Annotated in this window: 24 protein-coding genes; 15 read left to right on the top strand and 9 right to left on the bottom strand. The window is 61.5% G+C overall.

From position 1 onward, the window contains the following. Positions 1 to 60 precede the first annotated feature (60 nt). Genes nuoG through nuoN form a run of 8 tightly spaced genes read left to right on the top strand, consistent with a single transcriptional unit; the run spans position 61 to position 10,087 of the window. The gene (nuoG, locus tag K5Q02_RS16285; RefSeq protein WP_225832233.1) at positions 61 to 2,805 is read left to right on the top strand and encodes an NADH-quinone oxidoreductase subunit NuoG; all 2,745 of its coding nucleotides are present in this window, start codon (positions 61 to 63) and stop codon (positions 2,803 to 2,805) included. After that, a complete protein-coding gene (gene nuoH, locus K5Q02_RS16280; protein ID WP_225832231.1) occupies positions 2,802 to 3,794 on the top strand; it encodes an NADH-quinone oxidoreductase subunit NuoH in 993 nt (330 codons plus the stop codon). Before nuoG ends, nuoH begins: the two co-directional genes overlap by 4 nt. A gap of 10 nt (positions 3,795 to 3,804) precedes the next feature. Beyond that, positions 3,805 to 4,353: an NADH-quinone oxidoreductase subunit NuoI gene (gene nuoI, locus K5Q02_RS16275; protein ID WP_225832229.1), complete on the top strand. Its 549-nt coding sequence runs from the start codon at positions 3,805 to 3,807 to the stop codon at positions 4,351 to 4,353. Further along, on the top strand, positions 4,353 to 4,862 hold the full coding sequence (gene nuoJ / locus K5Q02_RS16270; RefSeq protein WP_225832226.1) for an NADH-quinone oxidoreductase subunit J: 510 nt from the start codon (positions 4,353 to 4,355) through the stop codon (positions 4,860 to 4,862). The genes nuoI and nuoJ overlap by 1 nt, the downstream gene beginning before the upstream one ends. Beyond that, a complete protein-coding gene (gene nuoK / locus K5Q02_RS16265) occupies positions 4,859 to 5,167 on the top strand; it encodes an NADH-quinone oxidoreductase subunit NuoK (protein WP_070883764.1) in 309 nt (102 codons plus the stop codon). The genes nuoJ and nuoK overlap by 4 nt, the downstream gene beginning before the upstream one ends. Then, on the top strand, positions 5,164 to 7,011 hold the full coding sequence (nuoL, locus tag K5Q02_RS16260) for an NADH-quinone oxidoreductase subunit L (RefSeq protein WP_225832224.1): 1,848 nt from the start codon (positions 5,164 to 5,166) through the stop codon (positions 7,009 to 7,011). Before nuoK ends, nuoL begins: the two co-directional genes overlap by 4 nt. A 41-nt stretch (positions 7,012 to 7,052) precedes the next feature. Next, positions 7,053 to 8,582, top strand: a complete 1,530-nt coding sequence (nuoM, locus tag K5Q02_RS16255; RefSeq protein ID WP_225832223.1) for an NADH-quinone oxidoreductase subunit M — start codon at positions 7,053 to 7,055, stop codon at positions 8,580 to 8,582. 20 nt (positions 8,583 to 8,602) lie between these two features. Then, positions 8,603 to 10,087, top strand: a complete 1,485-nt coding sequence (gene nuoN / locus K5Q02_RS16250) for an NADH-quinone oxidoreductase subunit NuoN (protein WP_225832222.1) — start codon at positions 8,603 to 8,605, stop codon at positions 10,085 to 10,087. Between the two features lie 268 nt (positions 10,088 to 10,355). Here the strand turns inward: nuoN and K5Q02_RS16245 are convergent, their stop codons facing one another. From K5Q02_RS16245 to K5Q02_RS16235, 3 genes are all read right to left on the bottom strand, one after another. Beyond that, the gene (locus K5Q02_RS16245) at positions 10,356 to 11,420 is read right to left on the bottom strand and encodes an AI-2E family transporter (RefSeq protein ID WP_225832220.1); all 1,065 of its coding nucleotides are present in this window, start codon (positions 11,418 to 11,420) and stop codon (positions 10,356 to 10,358) included. Between the two features lie 93 nt (positions 11,421 to 11,513). Continuing rightward, entirely contained in the window at positions 11,514 to 13,196 is a 1,683-nt protein-coding gene (locus K5Q02_RS16240) for a methyl-accepting chemotaxis protein (RefSeq protein WP_225832219.1), read from the bottom strand. A gap of 117 nt (positions 13,197 to 13,313) precedes the next feature. Next, positions 13,314 to 14,636, bottom strand: coding sequence for a Na+/H+ antiporter family protein (locus tag K5Q02_RS16235; protein WP_225832217.1), 1,323 nt, complete (start codon positions 14,634 to 14,636; stop codon positions 13,314 to 13,316). Positions 14,637 to 14,875: 239 nt separating this feature from the next. Here K5Q02_RS16235 and K5Q02_RS16230 point away from each other — a divergent pair, with 239 nt between their 5' ends. Continuing rightward, positions 14,876 to 15,472, top strand: a complete 597-nt coding sequence (locus K5Q02_RS16230; RefSeq protein ID WP_225832216.1) for an NADPH-dependent FMN reductase — start codon at positions 14,876 to 14,878, stop codon at positions 15,470 to 15,472. 98 nt (positions 15,473 to 15,570) lie between these two features. Here K5Q02_RS16230 and K5Q02_RS16225 read toward each other — a convergent pair whose 3' ends face one another. From K5Q02_RS16225 to K5Q02_RS16210, 4 genes are read right to left on the bottom strand one after another with little or no spacing between them, the layout of a single operon-like run. Then, positions 15,571 to 16,893, bottom strand: a complete 1,323-nt coding sequence (locus K5Q02_RS16225) for a sensor histidine kinase (RefSeq protein WP_225832215.1) — start codon at positions 16,891 to 16,893, stop codon at positions 15,571 to 15,573. Then, positions 16,890 to 17,558, bottom strand: a complete 669-nt coding sequence (locus K5Q02_RS16220) for a response regulator transcription factor (RefSeq protein ID WP_225832213.1) — start codon at positions 17,556 to 17,558, stop codon at positions 16,890 to 16,892. The genes K5Q02_RS16225 and K5Q02_RS16220 overlap by 4 nt, the downstream gene beginning before the upstream one ends. Position 17,559: 1 nt before the next feature. Next, the gene (locus K5Q02_RS16215) at positions 17,560 to 17,838 is read right to left on the bottom strand and encodes a PepSY domain-containing protein (protein ID WP_442964012.1); all 279 of its coding nucleotides are present in this window, start codon (positions 17,836 to 17,838) and stop codon (positions 17,560 to 17,562) included. A gap of 35 nt (positions 17,839 to 17,873) precedes the next feature. Further along, positions 17,874 to 18,182 carry a PepSY domain-containing protein gene (locus K5Q02_RS16210; protein ID WP_225832210.1) on the bottom strand — a complete coding sequence of 103 codons (309 nt, stop codon included), beginning with the start codon at positions 18,180 to 18,182 and terminating at the stop codon, positions 17,874 to 17,876. Between the two features lie 128 nt (positions 18,183 to 18,310). Between K5Q02_RS16210 and K5Q02_RS16205 the strand changes: the two genes are divergently transcribed. The 6 genes from K5Q02_RS16205 (at position 18,311) to K5Q02_RS16180 (ending at position 23,187) form a co-directional block, all read left to right on the top strand. Next, positions 18,311 to 19,390 carry a patatin-like phospholipase family protein gene (locus K5Q02_RS16205; RefSeq protein WP_225832208.1) on the top strand — a complete coding sequence of 360 codons (1,080 nt, stop codon included), beginning with the start codon at positions 18,311 to 18,313 and terminating at the stop codon, positions 19,388 to 19,390. A gap of 353 nt (positions 19,391 to 19,743) precedes the next feature. After that, positions 19,744 to 20,013: a hypothetical protein gene (locus K5Q02_RS16200; RefSeq protein WP_225832207.1), complete on the top strand. Its 270-nt coding sequence runs from the start codon at positions 19,744 to 19,746 to the stop codon at positions 20,011 to 20,013. Positions 20,014 to 20,289: 276 nt separating this feature from the next. Further along, a complete protein-coding gene (locus K5Q02_RS16195; RefSeq protein ID WP_225832205.1) occupies positions 20,290 to 21,315 on the top strand; it encodes a DNA topoisomerase IB in 1,026 nt (341 codons plus the stop codon). Between the two features lie 95 nt (positions 21,316 to 21,410). Beyond that, complete coding sequence (locus K5Q02_RS16190; RefSeq protein WP_225832203.1) at positions 21,411 to 22,421, top strand: GlxA family transcriptional regulator; 1,011 nt, start codon at positions 21,411 to 21,413, stop codon at positions 22,419 to 22,421. Then, positions 22,414 to 22,662: a DUF1272 domain-containing protein gene (locus K5Q02_RS16185; protein ID WP_225832201.1), complete on the top strand. Its 249-nt coding sequence runs from the start codon at positions 22,414 to 22,416 to the stop codon at positions 22,660 to 22,662. Before K5Q02_RS16190 ends, K5Q02_RS16185 begins: the two co-directional genes overlap by 8 nt. A gap of 27 nt (positions 22,663 to 22,689) precedes the next feature. Next, a complete protein-coding gene (locus K5Q02_RS16180) occupies positions 22,690 to 23,187 on the top strand; it encodes an HPP family protein (RefSeq protein ID WP_225832200.1) in 498 nt (165 codons plus the stop codon). Between the two features lie 45 nt (positions 23,188 to 23,232). Here K5Q02_RS16180 and K5Q02_RS16175 read toward each other — a convergent pair whose 3' ends face one another. Together K5Q02_RS16175 and K5Q02_RS16170 are read right to left on the bottom strand one after the other, a co-directional pair. Further along, the gene (locus tag K5Q02_RS16175) at positions 23,233 to 24,189 is read right to left on the bottom strand and encodes a sensor domain-containing diguanylate cyclase (RefSeq protein WP_225832199.1); all 957 of its coding nucleotides are present in this window, start codon (positions 24,187 to 24,189) and stop codon (positions 23,233 to 23,235) included. Positions 24,190 to 24,194: 5 nt separating this feature from the next. Further along, positions 24,195 to 25,196 carry a response regulator gene (locus tag K5Q02_RS16170; protein WP_225832198.1) on the bottom strand — a complete coding sequence of 334 codons (1,002 nt, stop codon included), beginning with the start codon at positions 25,194 to 25,196 and terminating at the stop codon, positions 24,195 to 24,197. Positions 25,197 to 25,242: the final 46 nt, after the last annotated feature.

The following is a 25,242-nucleotide window of genomic DNA, read 5'->3' as shown; positions in this document are numbered from 1 at the left end:
CACGACAAAGAATTCCCTTAGCCCGTCCACCTCACGGTGGGCAAACGAAGACTGAAGAAAATGGCCACTATCCACGTAGACGGCAAAGATCTCGAAGTCGATGGTGCGGACAACCTGCTACAGGCCTGTCTGTCCCTCGGACTCGATATCCCCTACTTCTGCTGGCACCCGGCGCTCGGCAGCGTCGGCGCCTGCCGCCAGTGTGCGGTAAAGCAGTACACCGACGAGAACGACAAGCGCGGCCGCCTGGTCATGTCCTGCATGACGCCGGCCACCGACAACAGCTGGATCTCCATCGACGACGAAGAGGCCGTGGCCTTCCGCAAGAGCGTTGTCGAGTGGCTGATGACCAACCACCCGCACGACTGCCCGGTCTGTGAGGAAGGTGGTCACTGCCACCTGCAGGACATGACGGTGATGACCGGCCACAACACCCGTCGTTATCGCTTCACCAAACGTACCCACCAGAACCAGGAACTCGGCCCGTTCATCGCCCACGAGATGAACCGCTGCATCGCCTGCTATCGCTGCGTGCGTTACTACAAAGACTACGCTGGCGGTACCGATCTGGGCGTCTACGGCGCGCACGACAACGTGTATTTCGGGCGTGTCGAAGACGGCACCCTGGAAAGCGAGTTCTCCGGCAACCTGGTCGAGGTCTGCCCGACCGGTGTGTTCACTGACAAGACCCACTCCGAGCGTTACAACCGCAAGTGGGACATGCAGTTCGCCCCGAGCATCTGCCATGGCTGCTCCAGCGGCTGCAACACCAGCCCGGGTGAACGCTATGGCGAAGTGCGCCGCATCGAGAACCGCTTCAACGGCTCGGTGAATGGCTACTTCCTGTGTGACCGTGGCCGTTTCGGCTATGGCTACGTCAACCGCGAAGACCGGCCACGTCAGCCGATGATGATGCTCAGCAAGATGAAGATGAGCCTCGATTCCGCACTGGATCAGGCGGCCGCGCTGCTGAAGAACCGCAAGGTGATCGGCATCGGCTCGCCACGGGCCAGCCTGGAGGGCAACTTCGCCCTGCGCGAACTGGTCGGCAACGATAACTTCTACTCCGGTATCGCCGCGGCCGAGCAGGCCAATATCCGCCTGATCCGTGACGTGCTGCAGAACGGCCCGCTGCCGGTGCCGACCCTGCGCGATATCGAGGATCACGACGCGGTATTCGTGCTCGGTGAAGACCTGACCCAGACCGCCGCGCGCATCGCTCTGGCGCTGCGCCAGTCGGTCAAGGGCAAGGCCACCGAGATCGCCGCCGGTGCGAAGATTCAGGACTGGCACATGGCTGCGGTGCAGAACGTCGCCCAGCACGCGCTCAATCCGCTGTTCATCGCCAGCGTCACCACTACCCGCCTCGACGATATCGCCGAGCAGTGCGTACAGGCGGCGCCGGATGACCTGGCTCGTATCGGTTTCGCCGTGGCCCACGCCATCGACCCGAGCGCTCCGGCAGTCAGTGGTATCGACAGCGAAGCCGCCGAGCTGGTGCAACGCATCGCCGAGGCGCTGCTCAATGCACGCCGCCCGCTGATCGTATCCGGTGCCTCGCTGGGTAGCCGGGCGCTGATCGAAGCCGCAGCGAACATCGCCAGCGCGCTGAAAAATCGCGGCAAGGCCGGCTCCATCAGCCTGGTGGTGCCGGAAGCCAACAGCTTGGGCCTGGCCCTGCTGATGGGTGAGCAGTTCGCCAGCCACACCCTGGACGAAGCGCTGCAAGCGCTCACCTCGGGCCAGGCCGATGCACTGGTGGTGCTGGAAAACGACCTCTACCACCGTACCGATGCCGCCCGTGTCGACGCCGCCCTGGCTGCCGCCAAGGTGGTGATCGTCGCCGATCACCAGAGCACTGCCACCACCGCCAAAGCGCACCTGCTACTGCCGGCCGCGAGCTTTGCCGAAGGCGATGGCACCCTGGTCAGCCAGGAAGGTCGCGCCCAGCGCTTCTTCCAGGTTTACGATCCGTCCTACTACGACGCCAACATTCTGGTTCGTGAAGGCTGGCGCTGGCTGCACGCCCTGCACAGCACACTGCTGGGCCGTGGCGTGGACTGGACGCAACTGGATCAGGTCACCGCCGCCTGTGCGGCCAGCAGTGCCGAGCTGGCCGGTATCCGTGATGCCGCGCCAGGCGCCTCGTTCCGCATCAAGGGCCTCAAACTGGCTCGCGAACCACACCGTTACAGCGGCCGTACCGCCATGCGCGCCAATATCAGCGTGCACGAACCGCGTCAGCCCCAGGACAAGGACTCGGCCTTCGCCTTCTCCATGGAAGGCTATTCGGGCAGCAAGGAAGACCGTCAGCAGATCCCCTTTGCCTGGTCGCCAGGCTGGAACTCGCCACAGGCTTGGAACAAGTTCCAAGACGAAGTCGGCGGTCACCTGCGTGCCGGTGACCCAGGTGTGCGCCTGATCGAAGCTACTGGCGCGGGTATTGACTGGTTCGCCGCCCCTGCGCCGTTCAATCCGGCCCAGGGCACCTGGCAGGCAGTGCCGCTGCACCACCTGTTCGGCAGCGAGGAAAATTCCTCGCGCGCTGCGCCAATCGCCGAGCGTATGCCTGCACCTTACATCGCGCTGGCCAAGGAAGAAGCCGGTCGCCTGAGCGCGGGCGACGGCGCTCTGCTGCAACTGACCGTCAATGGTCAGGCGCTGCACCTGCCGCTGCGCGTCATGGACGAGCTGGGCATCGGCCTGATCGGTTTGCCGATCGGTTTGCCTGGCATTCCACCGGCATTCGCCGGTGCTGCAGTGACCGCGCTATCAGTTACCAGCGCTGAGGAGGTCGTGCAATGAGTTGGCTGACTCCCGCGCTGCTCGACATCATTCAGGAAGTGCTCAAGGCCATCGTCATCCTGCTTGCCGTGGTGGTGTGCGGCGCGCTGCTGAGTTTCGTCGAACGCCGCCTGCTCGGCTGGTGGCAGGATCGCTACGGCCCCAACCGGGTTGGCCCATTCGGCATGTTCCAGATCGCTGCGGACATGCTGAAGATGTTCTTCAAGGAAGACTGGACGCCGCCGTTCGCTGACAAGGTGATTTTCACCCTGGCGCCGATCATCGGTATGGGCGCCATGCTCATCGCGTTTGCGATCATCCCCATCACCCCCAACTGGGGTGTGGCGGATCTGAACATCGGCATCCTGTTCTTCTTCGCCATGGCTGGCCTGTCGGTTTACGCCGTGCTGTTCGCGGGCTGGTCGAGCAACAACAAGTTCGCCCTGCTCGGCGCCCTGCGCGCCTCGGCGCAGACGGTGTCGTACGAAGTGTTCCTGGCCCTGGCGTTGATGGGTATCGTCGCCCAGGTCGGCTCGTTCAACATGCGCGATATCGTCGATTACCAGGCCGAGAATCTGTGGTTCATCATTCCGCAGTTCTTTGGTTTCTGTACCTTCTTCATCGCTGGCGTTGCCGTGACTCACCGTCACCCCTTCGACCAGCCGGAAGCGGAACAGGAACTGGCCGACGGCTATCACATCGAGTATGCCGGCATGAAATGGGGCATGTTCTTCGTCGGTGAATACATCGGCATCGTGACCATTTCCGCCCTGCTGGTAACGCTGTTCTTCGGCGGCTGGCACGGCCCGTTCGGCATCCTGCCGCAGATCCCGTTCTTCTGGTTCGCGATCAAGACCTGTTTCTTCATCATGATCTTCATTCTGCTGCGCGCGTCCATTCCACGCCCACGGTATGACCAAGTCATGGCCTTCAGCTGGAAGTTCTGTCTGCCGCTGACCCTGATCAACCTGCTGGTGACCGGCGCCGTCGTGCTGGCCACGGCCCAGTAAGGAGAAAGCGATGTTCAAATATATCTGGGACATATTGGTCGGTACCGCGACCCAATTGCGCAGCCTGGTGATGGTCTTCGGCCATGGCTTTCGCAAGCGCGACACCCTGCAATACCCGGAAGAGCAGGTCTATCTGCCGCCACGCTACCGTGGCCGCATCGTATTAACCCGCGACCCGGATGGCGAAGAGCGCTGCGTAGCCTGCAACCTGTGCGCCGTGGCGTGCCCGGTGGGCTGTATCTCGCTGCAGAAAGCCGAAACCGAAGATGGTCGCTGGTACCCGGACTTCTTCCGCATCAACTTCTCGCGCTGCATCTTCTGCGGTCTGTGCGAGGAGGCCTGCCCAACCACGGCGATTCAGCTCACCCCGGATTTCGAGATGGGCGAGTTCAAACGTCAGGATCTGGTCTACGAGAAAGAAGATTTGCTGATTTCCGGCCCTGGCAAATACCCCGACTACAACTTCTATCGCGTGGCCGGTATGGCCATTGCCGGCAAGCCGAAAGGCGCTGCGCAGAACGAAGCCGAGCCGATCAACGTCAAGGGGTTGTTGCCATAATGGAATTCGCCTTCTATTTCTCAGCAGGGGTCGCGGTTGCCTCGACCGTTGGCGTTATCACCGGCAAGAATCCGGTGCACGCCCTGCTCTACCTGATCATTTCCCTGCTCGCCGTTTCCATGGTGTTCTTCAGCCTCGGCGCGCCGTTCGCTGGCGCCCTGGAAATCATCGTTTACGCAGGCGCGATCATGGTGCTGTTCGTGTTCGTGGTGATGATGCTCAACCTTGGCCCGGCCTCCGTGCAGCAGGAACGCACCTGGCTGACACCGGGTATCTGGATCGGCCCTGGGCTGCTTTCCGCCGTGCTGCTGGGGCAACTGCTGTACGTGCTGTTTGCCGTACCGAGTGGCGCCACCATCGGCCATACCACGGTCGATGCCAAAGCCGTCGGCATTCACCTGTTCGGCCCTTATCTGCTGGCCGTGGAGCTGGCTTCCATGCTGCTGCTCGCCGCGCTGGTCGCCGCCTATCACCTGGGCCGCAATGACATCAAGGACGCTACGCCATGAACGGTATTCCAATGGAGCACGGCCTGGCGCTGGCCGGCGTGCTGTTCAGTCTCGGCCTAGTCGGCCTGATGGTGCGTCGCAACATCCTGTTCGTACTGATGAGCCTGGAAGTGATGATGAACGCCGCCGCCCTGGCGTTCGTCGTGGCAGGTGCACGCTGGGGGCAGGCTGATGGGCAGATCATGTTCATCCTGATCATCGCCCTGGCGGCTGCCGAAGCGAGCATCGGCCTGGCGATCCTGCTGCAGTTGTATCGCCGCTTCCACACCCTCGATATCGACGCAGCCAGCGAGATGCGCGGATGAACTTCCTATTCCTGACATTACTGTTCCCTCTGATTGGCTGGTTCATCCTGGCCTTTTCCCGTGGCCGCCTTTCAGAAACTGTTGCAGCGATCATTGGCGTTGGCTCTGTTGGCCTTTCGGCGCTGACCACCGCCGTGATCATCTGGCAGTTCAATACCGTGCCGCCGTTAGACGGTGTGTATACCCAAACCTTGTGGCAGTGGATGAGTGTCGAGGGCCTGGCGCCGAGCTTCACCCTGTATCTGGACGGCCTGTCGCTGACCATGCTCGGCGTGGTGACCGGTGTTGGCTTCCTGATCCACCTGTTCGCCAGCTGGTACATGCGTGGTGAAGAGGGTTACTCGCGTTTCCTCTCCTACACCAACCTGTTCATCTTCAGCATGGTTCTGCTGGTGCTGGGCGACAACCTGATGACCCTGTTCTTCGGGTGGGAAGGCGTAGGTCTGTGCTCGTACCTGCTGATCGGCTTCTATTACAAGCACGTGCCAAACGGTAACGCGGCGCTGAAGGCCTTCATCGTCACCCGCATCGGCGACGTGTTCCTGATGATTGGCCTGTTCCTGCTGTTCCTCAATCTCGGCACCCTGAACATTCAGGAACTGATGGTGCTGGCACCGCAGAAGTACATGGCTGGCGACACCTGGCTGTGGTTGGCGACGCTGATGCTGCTCGGCGGCGCAGTCGGCAAATCCGCCCAGCTGCCGCTGCAGACTTGGCTGGCTGACGCCATGGCCGGTCCGACCCCGGTTTCGGCACTGATTCACGCCGCCACCATGGTCACCGCAGGCGTCTACCTGATCGCCCGTACCAACGGCCTGTTCCTGCTGACCCCGGAGATTCTCCAACTGGTCGGCATCGTCGGTGGTGTGACGCTGGTACTGGCAGGCTTCGCCGCTCTGGTGCAGACCGACATCAAGCGCATCCTCGCCTACTCGACCATGAGCCAGATCGGCTACATGTTCCTCGCCCTGGGCGTTGGCGCCTGGGACGCGGCGATCTTCCACCTGATGACCCACGCCTTCTTCAAGGCGCTGCTGTTCCTCGCCTCCGGTTCGGTGATCCATGCCTGCCACCACGAGCAGAACATCTTCAAGATGGGCGGCCTGTGGAAGAAGCTGCCACTGGCCTACGCCAGCTTCATCGTCGGTGGCTCGGCTCTGGCGGCGCTGCCGCTGATCACCGTGGGCTTTTATTCCAAGGACGAGATCCTTTGGGAAGCCTTCGCCAGCGGCAACTCCGGCCTGCTTTACGCCGGCCTGCTGGGCGCCTTCATGACCTCGATCTACACCTTCCGGCTGATCTTCATCGCCTTCCATGGCGAACAGAAGACCGAGGCCCATGCCGGTCATGGCATCGCTCACAACCTGCCGCTGCTGGTGCTGATCGTGCTGTCGACCTTCATCGGTGCCTGGATCACCCCGCCGCTGGCTGGCGTGTTGCCAGAGAGCGCCGGCCATGCCGGTGGCGAAGCCAAGCACAGCCTGGAAATCGTCTCGGGCTGCATCGCCCTGGCTGGCATCCTGCTGGCGGCGATGCTGTTTCTCGGCAAGCGCAGCTTCGTTACCGCTATTGCGGCCAGCGCGCCGGGGCGTTTCCTGTCGGCCTGGTGGTTCGCTGCCTGGGGCTTCGACTGGCTTTACGACAAGATTTTCGTGCAGCCCTACCTGTTCCTCTGCCGCGTGCTCGCCCGTGACCCCATCGATGGTGCCATCGGCATCATCCCGCGCCTGGCGCGTGGCGGTCATGGCGTGTTGAGCCGTAGCGAGACCGGGCAGCTGCGCTGGTACGCCATCTCCATCGCCGGGGGCGCCGTGCTGGTGCTCGCCGCTGTGTTGCTGGCCTGACCGATGATCCCGAATACTTTTTCTAAGGAAACTCGCCCGTCATGATTCTGCCTTGGCTAATCCTGATTCCCTTTATCGGCGGCCTGTTGTGCTGGCAGGCGGAGCGCTTCGGCGGAACCCTGCCGCGCTGGATAGCGCTGCTGACCATGTCCCTGCTGTTCGGCCTCGGCCTGTGGCTGTGGGGCACCGGCGACTTCAGCCTGGCGCCTGCGCCGGGTGCCGAGCCACGCTGGGCCCACGAGTTCCAGGTGCGCTGGATCGAGCGCTTCGGTATCAGCATTCACCTGGCGATGGATGGCCTGTCGGTACTGATGGTCACCCTCACCGGCCTGCTCGGTGTGCTCTCGGTGCTCTGCTCGTGGAACGAGATCCAGAACCGCGTCGGCTTCTTCCACCTCAACCTGATGTGGATTCTCGGCGGCGTGGTCGGTGTGTTCCTGGCCATCGACCTGTTCCTGTTCTTCTTCTTCTGGGAAATGATGCTGGTGCCGATGTATTTCCTCATCGCGCTCTGGGGTCATAGCGGCAGCCCTGGCAAGAGCCGCATCAACGCGGCCACCAAGTTCTTCATCTTCACGCAGGCCAGCGGCCTGGTGATGCTGGTGGCGATCCTCGGCCTGGTGTTCGTGCACTTCAACCAGACCGGCGTGTTCACCTTCAACTACGCGGACCTGCTCAAGACCGAACTGTCGGAAGGCACCGAATACCTGCTGATGCTCGGCTTCTTCATCGCCTTCGCGGTGAAGTTCCCCGTGGTGCCGTTCCACTCCTGGCTGCCGGACGCCCACGCTCAGGCGCCGACCGCTGGCTCCGTGGATCTCGCCGGTATCCTGCTGAAAACTGCGGCCTACGGCCTGCTGCGCTTCGCCCTGCCGTTGTTCCCCAATGCCTCGGCAGAGTTCGCGCCGATCGCCATGGGTCTGGGCGTGTTCGCGATCCTCTACGGCGCATTGCTGTCCTTCGCGCAGACCGATATCAAGCGCCTGGTGGCCTACTCCAGCGTGTCGCACATGGGCTTCGTGCTGATCGCCATCTACTCCGGCAGCCAGATCGCCCTGCAGGGTGCGGTGGTGCAGATGATGGCTCACGGCCTGTCGGCTGCTGCACTGTTCATCCTCTGTGGTCAGCTGTACGAGCGCCTGCACACCCGTGACATGCGCGAGATGGGTGGCATCTGGGCACGCATGTCCTGGCTGCCGGCGTTGAGCCTGTTCTTCGCCGCCGCCGCACTGGGTCTGCCGGGCACCGGCAACTTCGTTGGCGAGTTCCTGATTCTGATCGGCAGTTTCCCGACAGCCCCCTGGATCACAGTGATCGCTGCGACCGGCCTGGTACTGGGCTCGGTGTACTCGCTGATCATGATCCATCGTGCGCATTTTGGTCCGGTGAAGAACGACAGCCCACTGCCAGGTCTGCAATTTCGTGAACTGAGCATGGTGCTGTGCCTGGCCGTGCTGCTGATTCTGCTCGGCGTTTACCCGCAGCCGGTGCTCGACACTTCCGCCGCCAGCATGCAAGGCGTGCAGCAGTGGTTCAGCGGCGCCCTCAATCAACTCGCTTCGGGCCAGTAGACGTTATGGAACATCACGCTGTGGAATTCACCACCCAACACCTGATCGCCCTGCTCCCGCTGCTGGTCACCTGCGCCACCGTGGTCGTGGTGATGCTGGCCATCGCCTGGAAGCGCAGCCATGCAATGACCTTCGTGCTCTCGGTGATCGGCCTCAACGCGGCGCTGCTGTCGCTGCTGCCGGCTATCGGCGTCACCCCGCTGCAGGTCACCCCGCTGATGCAGATCGACACCTTCGCCTGTTACTACATGGCGCTGGTGCTGATCGCGACGCTGGCCTGTGTGACCCTGACCCACGCCTACCTGGGCGAGGCGACGGTGAGCGATGGCAAGACCAAGGGTTACCCACGCAATCGCGAGGAAATGTACCTGCTGCTGCTGCTCTCCGCGGCCGGCGGCTTGGTGCTGGTCAGCACCGAGCACTTGGCGGGCCTATTCATCGGTCTGGAGCTGCTCTCGGTACCGACCTACGGGATGATCGCTTACGCGTACTTCAACAAGCGCTCCCTGGAAGCCGGTATCAAGTACATGGTGCTGTCGGCAGCCGGCAGTGCCTTCCTGCTGTTCGGCATGGCGTTGCTGTATGCCGACGCCGGCAGCCTGAGCTTCGCCGAGATCGGTGCCAGCCTGGCCACGGCCAGCGGCAGCCAGTTGGTGCAGATCGGCATCGGCATGATGCTCATCGGCCTGGCGTTCAAGCTGTCCATGGTGCCGTTCCACCTGTGGACGCCAGACGTCTACGAAGGTGCTCCGGCGCCTGTGGCTGCGTTCCTGGCCACGGCCAGCAAGGTGGCGGTGTTCGCCGTGCTGCTGCGCCTCTATCAGCTTTCCCCGGCTACCGCTGGCGGCTGGCTGAACGACCTGCTGACGGTCATCGCCATCGCCTCGATCCTGTTCGGCAACCTGCTGGCTCTGGTACAGAACAACCTCAAGCGCCTGCTCGGTTACTCGTCCATCGCCCACTTCGGTTATCTGCTGGTGGCGCTGATCGCCAGCAAGGGCCTGGCCGTGGAAGCCATCGGCGTGTACATGGCCACCTACGTGCTGACCAGCCTTGGCGCGTTCGGCGTAATCACTCTAATGTCTACGCCTTACAATGGCCGTGATGCTGACGCGCTGTACGAATACCGTGGCCTGTTCTGGCGCCGCCCGTACCTGACCGCGGTACTCACGGTAATGATGCTGTCGCTGGCCGGTATTCCGCTCACCGCGGGCTTCATCGGCAAGTTCTACGTGATTGCCGCAGGCGTACAGGCACAGCTGTGGTGGCTGATCGGTGCACTGATTCTGGGCAGCGCCATCGCGGTGTTCTACTACCTGCGCGTAATGGTCACGCTGTTCCTCAACGAGCCTAACCTGCAGCGTCACGACGCCCAGTTCAACTGGGGCCAGCGTGCCGGCGGGATCATGCTGATCCTGGTAACCGTTATGGCATTCATCCTTGGTGTCTACCCGCAGCCGCTGCTGGACTTGGTGCAGCAGGCAGGCCTCAGCGCCGCGCTCTGATCGCAACGCACCGAAAAATGGCTGCCACTGGGCAGCCATTTTTTATCCAGCGTTGAAATCTGGCCGGGCAGCCGCAGACAAGCCATCACGTAGCCTGCCGCTGAGCGAAGCGATGCGCAGGATGAGTTGGAAGACGAACACCCTCACTCGCGTGGCCAGCGCTCCCCGGATTTCGCGTCGCTCTCCCAGGGCTACCGACGATTCGATATGTGCGCGTCACAAACAAAAACGGCTGCCCCAGGGCAGCCGTTTGTTTTTCTCCAACACCCTACTCGGGCAATCTGGCCGTTTTCTTCCCCGCGCTGAACAGGTTCCAACTGGCAACGAACAATGCCGCTATCAAAGGGCCAAGAACGAAGCCGTTGAGACCGAACAGCGCCATACCGCCCAGGGTAGAGATCAGAATCAGGTAATCGGGCAGGCGAGTGTCCTTGCCGACCAGGATCGGACGCAGAATGTTGTCCACCAGACCGATGACCAGCACGCCGAACAGAGTCAGCACCACGCCCTGCCAGACGCTGCCGCTGAGAAATAGGTAAATGGCAACCGGAGCCCAGACGATGCCGGCACCGGCAGCCGGCAGCAGCGACAGGAAGGCCATCAGGACGCCCCACAGCAGTGGGCTGGGAATGCCCAGCACCCAGAAGATCAGACCACCCAGGGCACCCTGAACCGCTGCGACCACGATATTGCCTTTCACCGTGGCACGTACCACTCGGGTGAACTTGATCTGCAAACGGCGCTTGGTGTTGTCGCCCAGCGGAACAGCCATGCGGATATCACGCACCAGTTCCTGGCCATCACGCAGCAGGAAGAACAGCAGATACAGCATGATGAAAAAGCTGATCACGAACTGAATGGTGCCCTGACCAATGGAGAACACCTTGGTCGCCAGGTACTGGCTGCCGGCTGCGGCGCCGCTGGATATCTGCTCACGCAGGCCGTCCAGGTTGCCCATACCGATGCGGTCGATCTGCTGCTGCATGAACGCAGGGAGCATTTCCTTGGTGCTGGTGACGTAGGCGCCTACGTCCAGGTCGCCCGACTCGATACGCTGATAGATGCTGGTGCCCTCCGCCACCATCGCCGAGGTGATGAAGATAACCGGCAAAATCGCCACCAGCAGGCAAATAACCAGCGTCAGCAAAGCCGACAAGTTGCCGCGTCCGCCAATGCGCCGGGCCATGCGCCGTTGCAAGGGGGCGAACACCACCGCCAGTGCCACCGCCCAGAACACCGCACCGTAGAACGGCAGCAAGATCCAGATGAAGGCGATCGTCACCAGGACGAGCAGCAGGATGAAGGTTTTCTTTTCGAGGGAGGTAGTGGGCATGGTCGGATCACAGGAGGGGTATGCCCGTTAGTCTCCTGCGGCCCGTACAAAGTGCGAGAAACTTCTCGAGAAGGGCATCCTTGCCCGCGTTGCTCAAATTCTGAACTGCCGCACCAATTGCTCCAGGCCCTGCCCCAGCTGCGCCAGGCTGCGTGCCGTCTGCGCGCCCTGGCGGGTTTCGTCGGCGACGCTGTCTACCGCACCAGCAATCTGGTGCACGCTGCGGTTGATCTCTTCGGCTACCGCGGTCTGCTCCTCGGCGGCACTGGCGATCTGCGCGTTCATGGCATTGATGGTGCCGATCAGCCCGGCGATGGCATCCAGCGAGGTGCCGGCCTTGTTGGCCTGTTCGCTGGTGATGTCGCCAGCATCGCTGGACTGGCGCATGGCGTTGACCGCATCCCGCGTGCCGCTCTGCAGGCGGTCGATCATGCCCTGAATTTCCTGGGTGCTTTGCTGGGTGCGGCTGGCAAGCGCCCGTACTTCGTCGGCAACCACGGCGAAACCACGGCCCGCCTCGCCGGCACGCGCCGCCTCGATCGCAGCATTGAGGGCCAGCAGATTGGTCTGCTCGGCAATCGAGCGGATCACGTCGAGCACGCTGACGATGGAGTGCACGTCCTTCTGCAGGTTGTCGAGTGAAGTGCCGCTGCCGCGAATGTCGCCCACCAGGGAGTGGATACGAGCGATGCTGCCGTCGACCACCTGTTTGGCCGCCTGCCCTTCACGATCGGTCTGTTGGGCAGCCTCAGCGGCGCCCTGGGCGCTTTTCGCTACTTCGTGGGCTGCGGCGGACATCTCGTTGATCGCCGTGGCCACCTGATCCGTTTCGTGACGCTGCCGCTCCATGGCCTGTTCGGAGCGCTGCGCCTGGGCGGCGACCTGGCCGACCAGTTCGGTCAACTGCCCAGTCATGTCGGCGATCTGCCGCACCAAAGCGTGCACTTTGTCGACGAAACGGTTGAACGAGCCGGCCAGTTCGCCCAGTTCGTCACGGCTGGTTACCGGCAGGCGGCGAGTCAGATCGCCATCGCCAGCGGCGATATCGTCGAGGTTGGCTTTTATCTGCTGCAGCGGGCGCAGGAAGGTATTGGCGAGAATTGCGCCGACCACCCCGAAGACCACCAGCAGCACCACCGCAATCACCAGGATGCTGGTGATGATGGTGCTGACTCGCTGATCGATGCTCTCACGCACAGCTACGATCTGTTCCTCTACGCCGTCCAGATTGATCGCCGTGCCCAGGGCCATGTCCCATTTTGGCAGGTAATAGCTGTAGGCAAGTTTGGGAACCTGAATCGCTTCGTTGGTAGGCAGTGGTGAGGAGTAATTGACGAAGTTGCTGTTGTCTTTGGCGACGCGCACCAATTCGCGGTTCACATAGACGCCGTTGACATCACGCCGATCGTTGAGGCTCTTGCCGACATCCACGGAGCTGTCGCTGCGAAACAGCCTGACCACATTGGAGTCGTGACCAAAGAAGTAGCCGTCCTTGCCGTATTTGATCTTGGACAGAATCACGATGGCCTGCGCGCGGCTGCTCAGATCCCCATTGGGGGCCGCATCGTAGAGGCTCTGAACAGCCCCCAGAGCAATCGAGCTGTAGTTCTGCAGCTCATTGCGTTTCTCGTCCAGAAGCCGGGTGCGGGTCTCGACGACCTCAGCCTCCGCCAGTCCGTACAGCACCTTGGCGGCAGCGCCACTGAGTACCAAGGCGAACAGCAGAACGGGAACCAGTGCCAACAGCACGACTTTGGACTTCAACGTGAGGCGCATTTTTATTTTCCTTGTGGCCAAGCGAAGCCAACGGAAAAGGCTTCTACTCAGGTCATCGGCAGGCGCCAACGAAACCTTAAGCTCGTCAGCGGCGACCTGGAAATTGCGCCTGATTCGTTACAGCACCATGGCGGCGACCCAGCCGAACACCAGCAACGGCAGGTTGTAGTGCAGGAAAGTAGGCACCACGGTGTCCCAGATGTGATTGTGCTGGCCATCGACATTGAGGCCGGCCGTCGGGCCCAGGGTCGAATCCGAAGCGGGCGAGCCGGCATCGCCAATGGCGCCGGCGGTGCCGACGATGCACACCGTGGCCAGGGGGCTGAAGCCCAACTGCACGCACAGCGGCACGAAAATCGCGGCAATGATCGGCACCGTGGAGAACGACGAGCCGATGCCCATGGTCACCAGCAGTCCGACCAGCAGCATCATCAGCACGCCCAGCCCCTTGCTGTCGCCGATCCAGGCGGCGCTGGCATCCACCAGCCCTTTCACCTCCCCCGTCTCGCGCATCACTTCGGCGAACCCTGAAGCGGCGATCATGATGAAGCCGATCATCGCCATCATCTTCATGCCTTCGGTGAACAGGTCATCGGTTTCCTTCCAGCGCACGATGCCCGAGGCGGAGAACACCACGAAACCGAGCAGCGCGCCGATGATCATCGAGTCGAGCCACAGTTGCGCGCCGAAGGCGATGGCCACGGCAATGCCCGCCACGGCGAGGCTACGGCGGTTGTAGGCGACATCCACGCGTTCGGTTCGCTCGACCAGCGCCAGGTCGTAACTGCGCTTGCGGCGATAGCTGTACAGCGCCAACAACAGGCCAGTAACCATGCCCATGGCCGGGATCAGCATGGCGTGGCTGACGTTCACGCCGGTGACGTCCACGCCGCTGCGCACCACGTTGGCCAGCAGGATTTCGTTGAGGAAGATATTGCCGAAGCCCACCGGCAGGAACATATAAGGAGTGATCAGGCCGAAGGTCAGCACGCAGGCGATCAGCCGACGGTCGAGCTGCAGGCGGGTGATGACGTAGAGCAGCGGCGGTACCAGCAAGGGGATGAAGGCGATATGGATCGGCAGGATATTCTGCGAGGAGATCGCTACCACCAGCAGTAGCCCCACCAACATCCACTTCAGCGAACCGCCGCCGCCACCGCGTGCATCCTGACGGCCGACCAGCACCAGCGCCTTGTCGGCCAGGGCATGGGCCAGCCCGGATTTGGCGATGGCCACGGCGAAGGCACCGAGCAAGGCATAGGAAAGCGCTACGGTAGCACCACCACCCAAGCCCTTGTTGAACGCGGCCAGAGAGCCTTCGATGCCCAGGCCGCCGATCATCCCGCCAGCCAGTGCACCAACGATCAGCGCCACCACCACGTGTACCCGGCAAAGGCTGAGGATCAGCATGATGCCGACGGCGGCGATAACTGCGTTCATTGATGGCTCCTGGAATCGCCGCGCAAGCCACGGCCCATTGGGGTGGCCGCCAGGGGCGGCAGGCCACAAAAAGCGTCGCACTCTGCCGGAAGCTGACCTAGGTGTCAAAAATCGGCCCAGGCGTTACGGTCAGATTCACACGGCTTACTCAAGAACGGTTCTAAGCAAATAGCACAAACGTCCTTTGCGCTTTCGATAGTGAACGTTAGCCTCACGCCTTTTACCCATGGAGGATCCACATGCTCGACATCGTTCTGGTCTCAGGTTCAAGCCGACCTGATAGCCAATCCGCAAAAGTTGCCCATTTTCTGCGTCAACGTCTGATTGCCCTGGGCAAGACCAGCGCAGAGCTGAGCCAGGTCATCGATCTGGGCACCGGCCCCCTGCCCCTTTGGCCTGCCGAAGACAAAGGCACGTGGCCGGATTACAGCCAACGCCTGAAAAGTGCCGATGCGGTGGTGGTGATCGCCCCCGAGTGGAACGGCATGGCCGGGCCGGCAATCAAGAATTTCTTCATCTATGCCAGCAAGGCCGAGCTGGCCCACAAGCCGGGTCTGCTGGTGGGTGTATCGTCGGGTATTGGCGGCGGTAGCCCGATCGCCGAGCTGCGCAGCTCGAGCTACAAGAACTGCCGCGTGAACTACCTGCCCGAGCACCTGATCATCCGCCAGGTGACCAAGGTGCTCAATGACGAGCAGCCGGCCAGCGAAGACGACAGCCGCATTCGCGCGCGTATCGACTACACCCTAGACATCCTTGCTCAATACGGTGAAGCGCTGAAGCCGGTGCGGGCCAATATCGACTTGAGCGATCCGGCCTTCACCAACGGCATGTAAGCAATGGCGGGGCATTCATGACGGATGCCCCCGCATCGAGCCAGGCCCGTAGCCTGGGTAGTGCGAAGCGAAACCCGGGTAAATCCTCGCTACGGCGCTCAGCGAGCGCGCAAAGGCAGCTCGATTCTCACCCGCAGCCCACCCAGGTCACTGTCATGCAGCGATATCGTGCCGCCCCAAGCGTCGACGATATCGCGCACGATGCCCAAGCCCAAACCATGCCCAGCGGTCTGCTCATCCAGGCGAATGCCCCGGCTCAGCACATCCTCGCGGCGCTCGCTTTCGATCCCAGGGCCATCGTCATCGACACTCAGCACATAAGCATCGGCCGTCTGTACGATCTGCAGGCGCACCTGGCTGTCCGCCCACTTGCAGGCGTTATCCAGCAGGTTGCCGAGTAGCTCCAGTAAATCCTCGCGGTCGCGTGGCAGGCGCAAATCCGGCGGCGAAGTCTGCCAACTCAACTCCAGGCCGCTGTCGTGGATCATGCCCAGGGTGGCGAACAGCCCCGGCAACTCTTCCTTGCAATCGAAATGCGCACCGGGCAAGGCTTCGCCGGCCAGCCGAGCACGGCCCAGTTCGCGGGCGATACGCTGTTCGATCTGCTGCAGGTGTTCGATCAGGTTGTCGCGCAGCTCTGGATGAGCACGCAGTTCGTCCCGCGAGGCCAGATTGACCAATACCGCCAGCGGCGTTTTCAGGGCATGGCCGAGGTTGCCGAGGGCGTTGCGCGAGCGTTTCAGGGTGTCTTCGGTGTGGGCCAACAGATGGTTGATCTGCTCGACCAAGGGCTCGAGCTCCTCGGGTACCCGCTCATCCAGTTCCGAGCGCTGGCCTTGCTGCAGCTGGGCGATCTGCACACGGGTCTGCTCCAGTGGGCGCAGAGCGCGGCTGACGGCGATGCGTTGCAATAACAGAATCAGCGCCAGGCTACCCAGGCCCAGGCCAAGGCCGATGCGCTGTACGCGCCGAAAACTTTCCAGAACAGGCGTGTAATCGCGTGCCACGGAGATGGTCAGTTGTTGACCAAAGCGTCTGTACTCGCCGCGGTAGGCGACCAGCAGTTGTCCCTGTGGCCCGTCTTGCAGCTCGGGCTGCAGGCCATCGATATCCGAGGGCTGCAGTTCGCTGTCCCACAATGAGCGTGAACGCCAGCTCTTGTCGGCAAAGTCGATACGGAAATAAAGCCCGGAGTATGGTCGCTGAAAGGCTGCACTGAGCCGCGATTCATCCAGCTGGATACCGGAAGGGCCGCGTACCAGGGCAATCAGTAACGATTGAGCCTCCTCCTCGAGCCCCGACTGCATGTAGCGGCGCAGGCTGTTGTCGAACAGCCACAGGCAGGTCTGTGCCAGTAGCAGGCCAATGATCAACAGCACGCTGATCAGGCCGAGACTCAGACGCCGCTGAATCGACCTCAAGCGGCGCTACCGCAGAACCGGTAGCCCTGGCCACGACGGGTTTCGATCACTTCACGGCCGAGCTTGCGGCGCAGGTGGTTGACGTGAACCTCGATGACGTTGGAGTCACGCTCGGTTTCACCATCGTAGAGGTGTTCGGCCAGGTGGCTTTTGGAGAGAATCTGCCCGGCGTGCATCATGAAGTAGCGCAGCAGACGAAACTCTGCAGCGGTCAGCTCGATCTCCTGCTCGCCACGGCTGACGCACTGCCGGCCTTCATCCAGATGCAAGCCGGCAGCCTGCAGTTGCGGCTGATTGGCCAAACCGCGGGCACGACGTAACAGCGCCTGGATGCGCAACTGCAGCTCTTCAGGGTGAAACGGCTTGGTCAGGTAATCGTCGGCACCGACCTTCAGCCCTTCGATACGCTCCGCCCACGAGCCGCGGGCGGTGAGCACGAGCACCGGGGTAGCGAGGCCACCCTTACGCCATTCCTGCAACACCTCGAGCCCCGGTTTGCCGGGCAAACCGAGGTCGAGAATGATCAGGTCATAGGGCTCGCTGGCACCCTGGTAGACCGCATCGCGGCCATCGGCCAGCCAGTCCACCGCGTAACCCTGGCGGGTCAGCGAGGCGATCAACTCATCAGCAAGAGGAACGTGGTCTTCCACCAGCAACAGGCGCATGTCAGTCGTCTACCTCATCCTTCAGAATCCGCCCGTCGTGGGCGTCCAGTTCCAACTCGCGAACCACGCCCTCGCGGGTCAGCAGTTCCACTTCGTAAACGAAGACATCGTCCTCTTCCTCCAGCTCGGCCTCGAGCAGAGTCGCGCCGGGGTAACGCTGCAGCGCCTCACGCATCAACTGGTCGAGCGGCAGGATCACGCCGCTCAAGCGCAGATCCCGCGCCTCGTCCTGGTCGAGGTCACGCGCGCTGGCGGCGCAGGTCAGCGTCACCAGCAGCATGATGGAAATGAAGCGTAAAACCGGGTTGCCTTTCATCAATCATCCTGATGGTTCTTGAGGATGGTGCCATTGGTCGCGTCGAGTTCGACATCCCATTTGCGGTTCTGGGCGTCACGCACTTCTACCTGATACAGGTAGCGACCATATTCTTCCTCGAGTTCGGTGTCCTCCAGTTTACCGCCCGGATGTGCGGCAAGGGCAGCCTCATTGAGTTTTTCGAAGGACTGGATGGTACCGGCGTCACGCAACTTCAGCGCTTCATCCGGGCCCAGGTCACGGGCCTGGGCGATACCGGCGGTGGCGGTCAGGGCGGCAGCGGCGAACAATGCAGTCAATTTCTTCACGGTTAACTCCTTGGTGATCTGTTTCGACGGTGTTCAGATTAAGGGAGGCGACTTAACTCAAACTGAATTGCTCCACAGACCTGCATACCTCCGGCCTCTATACTGGTCGCTCGCAACTGGAGCCCCGCATGAGCGCCATTCAGATCAAGTACCCCGCCCTTACCCTCAAGGCTGGCCGCCGTGCCCTGGCACGCATTCGCGAACGTAATCTGCAGCCGGCGGATGTCGGTACCCTGCCCGGTGCGGCTGGTGGACCCAAGGCACTCGGCATCCAGGGGCTGGATATCGCCTTGTTCGGCGACTGGCTGGCGCGCGCACCGCGGGAACGCTCACTGATCGGCGCCTCGATTGGTTCCTGGCGCTTCGCCAGTGCCTGTCTGCCAGAGCCCGCTGTGGCATTACGGCGCCTGGGCGAGCTGTATACCGGCATGCGTTTCGCCAAGGGCGTGAGCATGCTCGAGGTGTCCCGGCGCTGCACGCAAATGCTCGACGAACTGCTGCAGCAGCAGGATGCCGATGTACTCGACAATGCTCATTACCGGCTCAATATCATGGTGGTGAAAAGTCACGGGCTGCTTGCCGAAGATGGCAAGCGCGCACTAGGGCTGGGACTCTCGTCGGTGATGGGCAGCAACATTCTGGGGCGCCCGCGTCTGGCCCGCCACTTCGAGCGGGTGATTCTCCACGACGCGCGCCTGGCACCACCGCTGCACCCGCTCACCGATTTTCCTTCGCGCTGCCTGCCGTTGGATATCGGCAACTTGCGCCATGCGCTGCTGGCATCGGGCTCGATACCGTTCGTGATGCAGGGCGTACGCGACATCCCCGGCGTGGGCCCGGGCACTTATCGAGATGGCGGCCTGCTCGACTACCACCTGGATCTGCCCTACAGCGGTGACGACATCGTGCTGTACCCGCATTTTACTGATCGCATCATTCCCGGCTGGTTCGACAAGGGCATGCCCTGGCGTCGCGGTGATGCCACACGCCTGCAGAATGTCCTGCTCCTCGCTCCGTCGCGCGAGTACCTGGCACGTCTGCCCTACGGCAAGCTGCCGGATCGCAAGGATTTCAGCCGTTTTCTCGGTGATGACGCCGGGCGCGAGCGATATTGGCGCCTGGCAATGGACGAAAGCCAGCGCCTGGGTGATGAGTTTCTCGAGCTGCTAGAGGCAGGCAGCCTGGCTGATCGCCTGCAGCCACTGTAGATCCCGGCAGCGTTTCACGACGTAAACGTCGGAAAACTGGCAGCAGCTCGCCTACTGCCGTTAAACGCTTGCCATTATTGATAAAAAACACGGAACCAAACGGAACCGAATACTCAGGTTATTTTCCTATTAACTGTTGGTGTCGTTTCAATGGTTGGTAACGCAATGAGTGTCCTAACCCTTGAAAACTTTGATGCTCGTCAACTTCACAATTTAATTTTCGGTTTTTTGAAAAATTAATTGATTCGGATGTGACTTGCAGGGCTCATCGAAACATCAACAGCTATGAACGTCAGCGTTAACAAGCTCGCTGACACTATGAGTCACTGGGAAAACCTCGGAGAACCGACCCCATGAACGCTTCGCTGCGTTTCAATGATGCACTGCTGATTGCCGATCGTGCCTTTCAACCTTTTCACTGTGTAGCCTGGGCCCCCCAGGACGGCACCGGCGTGCTGAGCCTTACGGTCGTAGACCGCACCAGCACTCGCCTGATCGATCGTACGCAACTCACCAGCAGCATTTACAGCGACCCACAGGAGCTGGCCAAGGCCCTGAAAAAATCCCGCGACGAGTTGAGCAGCAAAGGCTTTAACCTCGCGCCGTGGAGCATGCCGGAATAGAGCGGTAGTCGCTCACTTTCACTATGTCATGAAAGTTGCCGCACCTCTGGTGCGGCAACTTGTCTCGGTACTGAAACATCCCTCCCCTGTTTTATTTCCCGGTTCACCGCATTCGGAAACACTGAACTTAAGATCGTGTTCGGCTGGCTAAGTATTTATCCGTCGCAACGAGCTGGCCGGCATGCATTACGTCGTTGAAGTACAGCGGTTTCCGATGACGCATTGCGTCGCTTACCTCTTGGTTGGCACCTCCATTACCGTATTGGAGTGCCGTCGATGAGCGACTCGCCGTTGATCCCCGAACTACCCAGTGATCTGCACTACGTCGATGACAGCGGCCCTGGCATCACTCGGCGCAAGCTGCGCGGCAAGTTCTGCTACTTCGAACCTGGCGGTGAACGCATTCGCGATGCCGAGCAGATCGCTCGCATCAACGCGCTGGCCATTCCACCCGCCTACGTCGACGTGTGGATCTGCCCAGATTCCAAGGGCCACCTGCAGGCCACCGGCCGCGATGCACGTGGTCGCAAGCAATACCGCTACCACCCGCGCTGGCGCGAAGTCCGCGACACCGACAAGTACGCCAACCTGCTGCTATTCGGTAAAGCCCTGCCGAAACTGCGCCAGACCGTGGAGCAACACTTGCTGCTGCCCGAACACGGCCGCGAAAAGGTCATGGCCACGGTCATTACCTTGCTCGACAACACCCTGATCCGCATCGGCAACGTGCGCTATGCCAAAGAGAACCGCTCCTACGGCCTGACGACGCTGCGAAACCGCCACGTCGAGGTGCAGGGCAGCGCCATACGCTTCCACTTCCGCGGCAAGAGCGGAATCGAGCACGAAGTGGAGGTCAGCGACCGGCGCCTGGCGCGCATCATCCGTCGCTGCCTGGAGCTGCCGGGGCAGCATCTGTTCCAGTATCTGGACGCCAATGGCGAGCGCCATACCGTTACCTCCAGCGACATCAACAACTACCTGCGTGAGCTGACGGGCGCCGATTTCACCGCCAAGGATTACCGCACCTGGGCAGGAAGCGCCCTGGCCCTGACGCTGCTGCGTGAACTGGAGTGGCAGCCCGAGAACTCGGCCAAGAAGCATGTGGTGGCGATGGTCAAACAGGTTGCCGAGGAGCTGCGCAACACCCCGGCGGTGTGCCGCAAGTGCTATATCCATCCCGCCTTGATAGACGCCTTCCATGCCGGTGAGCTGGCCGATCTGCGCCTGGCAGCAGCACGTAAAGGGCTGCGCTCCGAAGAGAGTCTGCTGATGCGCTTTCTGGAAAAGATCCCAGCGGCCTGAGCCCATCTTCGAAGTGGCGAGATCTGTGGGAATAATGTCATTGCCGCCACCTTCTCGCCCGCGCACACTCTGTCCATCTTCCCTGAGGGATTGCCATGGACGAAAGCAGATGCATCGCCGCGTTGATCTACACCGACTTCATGAGTCTGGATGTAGTCGGCCCCTTGCAGGTGTTCGCCTCCGCCAACGCTGAGCGCAATCGCCACGGGTTGGGCGACGCCTATCGCTTGCTGATGCTCGCTGAGCAGGCAGGCGCCGTGCGCAGCTCTTCAGGCATGCGCGTAGTGGCAGACGCTGCCTGGGCCGACTGCGACCCGGCCAGCCTGGACACCCTGCTGATTCCCGGCGGTATCGGTGAAACCGCACAGTGTGAAAACCAGCCCCTGCTGAACTGGCTGCGCGACGCAGAGCCGCACATACGCAGGCTTGGCTCGGTCTGCTCAGGCGCTTTGATCCTCGCCCGCACCGGCCTGCTCGACGGCCAGCGCGTGACCACCCACTGGGCCGACATCGACACCCTGCGCCAGCACGATAAATTGCGCGTCGATAGCAACTGCCTGCACACCTACGACCCCGCCAGTGCGAGTGGCAGCAACCACCTGTTCACCTCAGCCGGTGTGACGGCCGGTATCGATCTGGCCCTGGCGCTGGTCGAGGCCGATCTCGGCCGCAGCATGGCGCTGGCCGTGGCGCGACGGCTGGTGATGTTCCTGCGCCGCCCTGGCGGCCAAGCACAGTTCAGCGCCCTGCTCGCCCCCGAACCCAGCCGTACGCCCCGGCTTGCCGAATTGCTGGACTGGATACCTGCCAATCTGGGTGCAGACCTATCTCTGGAGGCGCTGGCCAGCGAAGCGAAAATGGCGCCGCGCACCCTATCGCGGGTTTTCGCCAGAGAGTTAGGCACTGGCCCGGCACGCTACGTGGAACGCATTCGCCTGGAGGCTGCTCGCGCGCTGCTCCAGGACGCCCAGGCCTCGATCGCTACGGTCGCGCGTCTGACCGGCTTCGGCCATCCGGAGAACCTGCGCCGGGTCTTTCACAAACATCTGTCCATCAGCCCTCAGGAATATGCCGAACGTTTCGGCCAGGAGATATCCCATGCTTGAACTGCGCCCCAACTGCGAATGCTGCGACCGCGACCTGCCACCCGAGTCCAGTGAAGCACGCATCTGTTCGTTCGAATGCACCTACTGCAGTGATTGCGCCGACACACACCTGCAAGGCCACTGCCCGAACTGCGCAGGCGAACTGGTTCGTCGACCGATCCGGCCGGCCGCAAAGCTGCCGGCCAACCCGCCGTCTACGTTGCGAGTCCATAACCCAGCCGGCTGTGCCTTACCTAAATGATTTCGGAATACAATGATGCTTGAGTTTGTGAAGAAGCTCCGCGATGACACCGCTGCTCTACCTCCACGCCCGCACCTTCGGCAGGTGTTCATCGCCTGGCTTGGCGGGGTGATAGCGATCGCTGCTATTGCCGGGCTTGGAGACGTACTAACCCTGAGCTTGCTGTTGGGGTCTTTTGGCGCATCGTGCGTGCTGGTATTCGGCTTTCCCGATGTGCCCTTTTCGCAACCGCGCAACGTCGTCTTCGGGCACCTGCTGAGCACGTTCACGGGGCTGGTTTTTCTGAACCTCTGCGGCCCGCATTGGTGGGCTGTGGCACTCGCGGTAGGTAGCGCCATCGCACTGATGATGCTGACCCGTACCGTACACCCGCCGGCGGGTTCCAACCCAGTAATCGTCTTTCTCGCGCAGCCAAGCTGGGACTTCCTGCTCTACCCGACGCTCAGTGGCGCCGTGCTACTGACCGTAGTTGCTTTGGTCTATAACAACGCGAGCCGCAAAGCCCGCTATCCCACATACTGGTAACGCGCGACGCTCATACCGCTAGGCGGAAGGTAGCGGAGTGAGCCATCAAGCGCCGAAAACAGTCACCTGGTTACGGCCGTTGCGCTTGGAGCTATACAGGGCCTGGTCAGCCCGCTCGATGAGTTGCTGATGGTCGTTGCAGGGCTCGCTCAGATCCGCCACGCCGAGGCTGATGGTGAAGGGAATCACCTGCCCTTCATGACTGATTTGCAAGCGCTCGACGACACCACGCAGGCGCTCAGCGAATACCCGCCCACCCGCCGAGTCGACATCCGGTAGCAACACTACGAACTCTTCGCCGCCGTAGCGCCCGGCGATGTCGGTATCGCGAATCTGCTCGCGCACCACATGGGCCAGACCTTGGATCACGGCATCGCCTGCTTGATGGCCGTAGGTGTCGTTGACCTTCTTGAAATGGTCGATATCGAAGATCACCAGCGACGCGCTGCTGCCATACCGCCGATGACGGCCATGCTCGCGCTTGAGCTCTTCTTCCCAATGCCCACGATTGTTCAGCCCGGTCAGCCGATCCGTACGCGAGAGATGCTTGAACTGATCATTCATCGACTGCAATTGGCGCTTGTTCACCGCAACGCTGGTGACGTCGTAGATGATCAGGCACAGGTGCTCGATCTTGCTGTTGGTGGCCTGCAGCGGCAGCACGGTGGTGTTCTGGTACATGAAGTCTTCCAGGCCGGTAATCGGCTGGTAGTTCTTGAAGCGCACCAGGTAGGGTCGTTGCTCCCAGATGGTAAAGGCCGGTGTGCCCAGAGTGGCCACGCTTTCCACCTTGCGGCGAAACCAACTTTCCTCGACCTCAGGAAACAACTCGAAGAACGAGCGCTCTGACGCATCTCGCGCCGTGCGGCCGGAATGGTTCTCCATGAAGCTGTTCCAGACCTCAACCCGGTAGTCGCGATCCATTACCACCACGCCAACGTCGATACTCTGCACGATCGCCAGCAGCCAGTGGAATTCGTTCAAATCCATGTTCGCGACCATGTCTGTCATTCCATCAGGTAGGCGAGTTTGTTGGTCAGCAGCGGCACCGAATCTTCGGTGAACAGCAGCAGCAGGTCGAAATGGATGTTATGCCCCTCGATGCTGTAACTCACCTCCACCGCCAGGGTCTTGCGCCAGCGTTGACCGTTGATACGGATCAGTTCGTCGATGGAAGCATGCTCGCCCAGTATCTGAGGGTGGCCCTGGGAAAAGCTCACGTCGAGTTGTGCAGCAATACCGCTCAGGCAGGCCCCAATCAGCACGCTGGACATGTCGAGGAGCATTTCCATGGCAGAGAAGTCCTGCTGCTGCCAATCCATCAGTTTGGCCATGTCGGCCACTTCCGAATCATGGAAAATCAGCAAAGCTTCACCGCAGATACCGCCACCGATGTAGCCCTGGCAAACGGCGGTCAACCCGTTGCCACGCTGGGCATCTGCAAGGGCCATATGCAGTTCGCTGACTTCGAGGATATTCACGTTGGGGATCGGCAATTGCACGAATACGCCCAGCACTCGCGCCAGCAGCGCTGCTGCCTGGCCCATGGCAACGTTGACCACTTCACGAAAAGCATCGCGAAACGACACTGTGGGCTCGCTAAGCGCGGGAGCGACCGGTTTCGCGAGTGCCGCTGGCGTATTCAGGAAACCCAGTTTGTCCAACGTTTGACGCAACAGCTCAGGGTCGCCTGGTTTTTTCAGGAAGGCCAGCGCACCGAGCTCTTGAACGCGCCGTACAGCCTCGTCCTGCACGTCACCAGATACCACGATAACTTTCTGCTCACGACCTTCCGCCTTGAGCGCAGTCAGCACGCCATAGCCATCGAGCACCGGCATGGTCAGATCGAGTAATAACAAATCGAAATGCGCCGCTCGCAAAAGCTCTAGCGCTTCCTGGCCATTGCTGGCCTGGCTGACCGTCACCGGCCAATCCGCGGGCAAGGCTCGCAACAGTTGCTTGCGGGCCATGTTCGAATCGTCACATATCAGAAGAGATGCTTTGGGCATCAATAACGCCTCAAGAAGGTGAGCCTGTGCCCGGCTTTCGTTACGC

The sequence above is a fragment of the Pseudomonas sp. MM211 genome, assembly GCF_020386635.1.
GTDB lineage: Bacteria > Pseudomonadota > Gammaproteobacteria > Pseudomonadales > Pseudomonadaceae > Aquipseudomonas.
The sequence above is the reverse complement of the archived record's forward strand: the minus strand, read 5'-3'. Positions and strand labels throughout refer to the sequence as shown.